General features: G+C 72.0%; 3 protein-coding genes. 1 reads left to right on the forward strand and 2 read right to left on the reverse strand.

Annotation, left to right across the window (positions count from 1 at the left end):
- Positions 1-705: ThiF family adenylyltransferase (locus tag G6018_RS03235; protein ID WP_347237780.1), on the reverse strand; the 705-nt coding region annotated here is incomplete at its 3' end.
- Positions 702-1,745, reverse strand: coding sequence for a DUF3152 domain-containing protein (locus G6018_RS03240; RefSeq protein WP_182638700.1), 1,044 nt, complete (start codon positions 1,743-1,745; stop codon positions 702-704). The genes G6018_RS03240 and G6018_RS03235, both read right to left, overlap by 4 nt.
- Positions 1,746-1,904: 159 nt before the next feature.
- On the opposite strand from G6018_RS03240, the gene G6018_RS03245 reads away from it, so the two are divergent.
- Positions 1,905-2,564 carry a TetR/AcrR family transcriptional regulator gene (locus tag G6018_RS03245; RefSeq protein WP_179524796.1) on the forward strand — a complete coding sequence of 220 codons (660 nt, stop codon included), beginning with the start codon at positions 1,905-1,907 and terminating at the stop codon, positions 2,562-2,564.
- Positions 2,565-2,585 lie beyond the last annotated feature (21 nt).

The raw sequence follows: 2,585 nt of genomic DNA on the forward strand, positions 1-2,585 counted from the left end.
CAGCTTGACCGCCTCCATCACCATCATCGACCCGACCGTTCCGCACAGTGCGCCCACGACGCCGGCCTCGGCGCAGCTCGGAACGGAACCGGGCGGCGGCGGGCCCGGGTAGAGGTCGCGGAGGGTGACGGGGTCGACGGGCGCGGGCGGGCGCGACCAGAAGACGGCGAGCTGGGCCCGGAAGCGGTCGATGGTCCCCCAGACGACCGGGATCCCGGCGATCTCGCAGGCGTCGGAGACGAGGTACCGGGTGGCGAAGTTGTCGCTTCCGTCCATCACCAGGTCGTGACCCTCGAGGAGGGCGTCGATGTTCACCGCGTCGAGACGGGCGTGGACCGCCTCGACCCTGACCCCGGGTGCCAACTCGGCCAGTCGATCCCGGGCCGACTCGACCTTCGGGCGGCCGATGGCCGGTACGGAGTGGATCACCTGCCGTTGCAGGTTGCCGAGGTCCACCTCGTCGTCGTCGATCACGGTGATCCGCCCGACACCCGCCGCGGCGAGGTACATCAGGACCGGCGCGCCCAGTCCCCCCGCGCCCACCACGAACACCGACGCGGCGCGCAGGCGACGCTGCCCCTCGTCACCGATGGCCCCGAGAAGGAGATGCCGGGAGTAGCGCGCGCGCTCCTCCGCCGAGAGCTGCGGCACCGGATCCACGAGCGGTGGGAGCGCCCCGGACACCCCGCCGGTCACGGGGTTCACCGGGCCACCGGCGGGCCGTCGGGGAACGGCCATGCGTTGTACAGGCAGGTGTCGTCGTTGTCCGGGACCACACCCTCGTTGTCGAGCAGGAAGATCTCGTTGTTGGCGACCCCGAGGGTCTGTTGCATCATGATCGGCGCGAGCGCTCCGTCCGCGGGGCACGGCTCGTGATCCGGGTAGCCGATCGCGTGGCCGACCTCGTGGTTGACGAGGTACTGGCGGTAGGACCCGATGTCCCCCTGGAAGGACCGCGCACCCCGGATCCACCGGGCCAGGTTGAGGTAGACCCTCTCGGTGGACGGGTTGTAGCAGCTGGTCTCGAGCTCGATCTCGTATCCGCAGTTCTCGCGGACCGTGAGGGGACTGGCGAGTGTCACCCGGAACGCGGGCTCGTCCCGGGCCGTGCGCCGGAACGCCACGGCCCCGTCCGCCGTCCAGCTCTTGGGATTGGCCAACGTCGCATCCACCATCCGGGCCACCGAGTCGTCGCCACCGAAGTCCGTCGTGTCGACGCCCTCCTCGACCTCGACGGTGTAGGTGAACTGCTCGGCGTCGGGACGCCCGACACGGTCCGTGCCCCCGGGCACGATCCGGAACCGACCCTCGCCGGCCTCGGCGAACGGTCCACCGTCCGGCAGCTCCCCGCTCGGGGGCACCTCACCCCGGGGTGGCTCCCCCATGAGCGCCGGCGTCTCCTCCGCCTCGCCGACGGCCGCGCCGTCGCCCGCCCCGGTACCCGTCACGGAGTCGGCTATCACGAGTGCCGTCAGGACGACCAGCACCGGGATCGCGTACGCCCGCCAGCCCCACGTGGTGAAGAACCGACCGACGGGGCTCTGCTTGCGCAGGTGGTCCCTGGCGCCGGGGACCGAGCGACGACGACCGGGGGTCGTCTCCTCCGCCGGGTCCCACGGGGCCCGCAGCGGCTCACCGCGGGGAGGGTAGTACGGAGAGCGGTCCCCGCGGTGTGCCGGAGCGTCAGCCCGCGAGGTGGACCCGGCGTCGACACCGTCCGACGTCCGGCGACGGCCGTCGCTCATCCGCACACCTCCACGTCCGCTCCGGTCAGGCTCGAGTCAAGGTCTCCACGATCCCACATCCCGAGGTGGTCGCCTTCTCCGGCACTCCGCCCGTACGGGTATTGTCCGTCTGGCCCGGTCGACCGTCGACCCGACGCCCGGGAGGACAGGAGCCAGACGATGACAAGCCCGGGCGGACCGTCCCCGACGGCTCCGGGGCGCGCCAGGGCGACCCGGCTGCCCCGAGGAGCCCGACGACGCCAGCTCCTCGACGCGGCGGGGACCGTGTTCGTGGACCAGGGTTTCCACGCCTCCGGGATGGACGACATCGCCGTCCTGGCCGGGGTCTCCAAACCGGTGCTGTACCAGCACTTCGATTCCAAGCGCGACCTGTACATCGAGGTGCTGCGGCATCACGTGGACGAGCTCCTCGGCCGCATCCGGGCGGCGCTGGACTCGACCTCGGACAACCGGCGTCGCGTCGAGGCGGCGGTCGACACGTTCTTCGCGTACGCCGATTCCGACACCCGCGGCTTCCGGCTGGTGTTCACCTCCGAGTCCGGCGACGAGGAGGTCCGGCGCGAGCTCGACCGCGCCACCGACGGCTGCATCGACGCCGTACACGACCTGGTCAGGGGCGATTCCGGGCTCGACGCGCACCGGTCGCGTCTGCTCGCGGTGGGCCTCGTGGGTGCGAGCCGGGTCAGCGCCGGCCACTGGCTCGACGCGGGCCGACCGATCTCCCGCGCCGACGCCGTCTCCACGACCGTCACCCTGTGCTGGGGCGGACTGTCGAAGATCCCTCGTCAGGGCGGGGACCGGCCCGCCCCGGACGCCTAGGAGACTGCTGAACAAGCTGTG

This window comes from Dietzia sp. DQ11-44 (assembly GCF_014145205.1).
In the GTDB taxonomy this organism is placed as follows: domain Bacteria; phylum Actinomycetota; class Actinomycetes; order Mycobacteriales; family Mycobacteriaceae; genus Dietzia; species Dietzia natronolimnaea.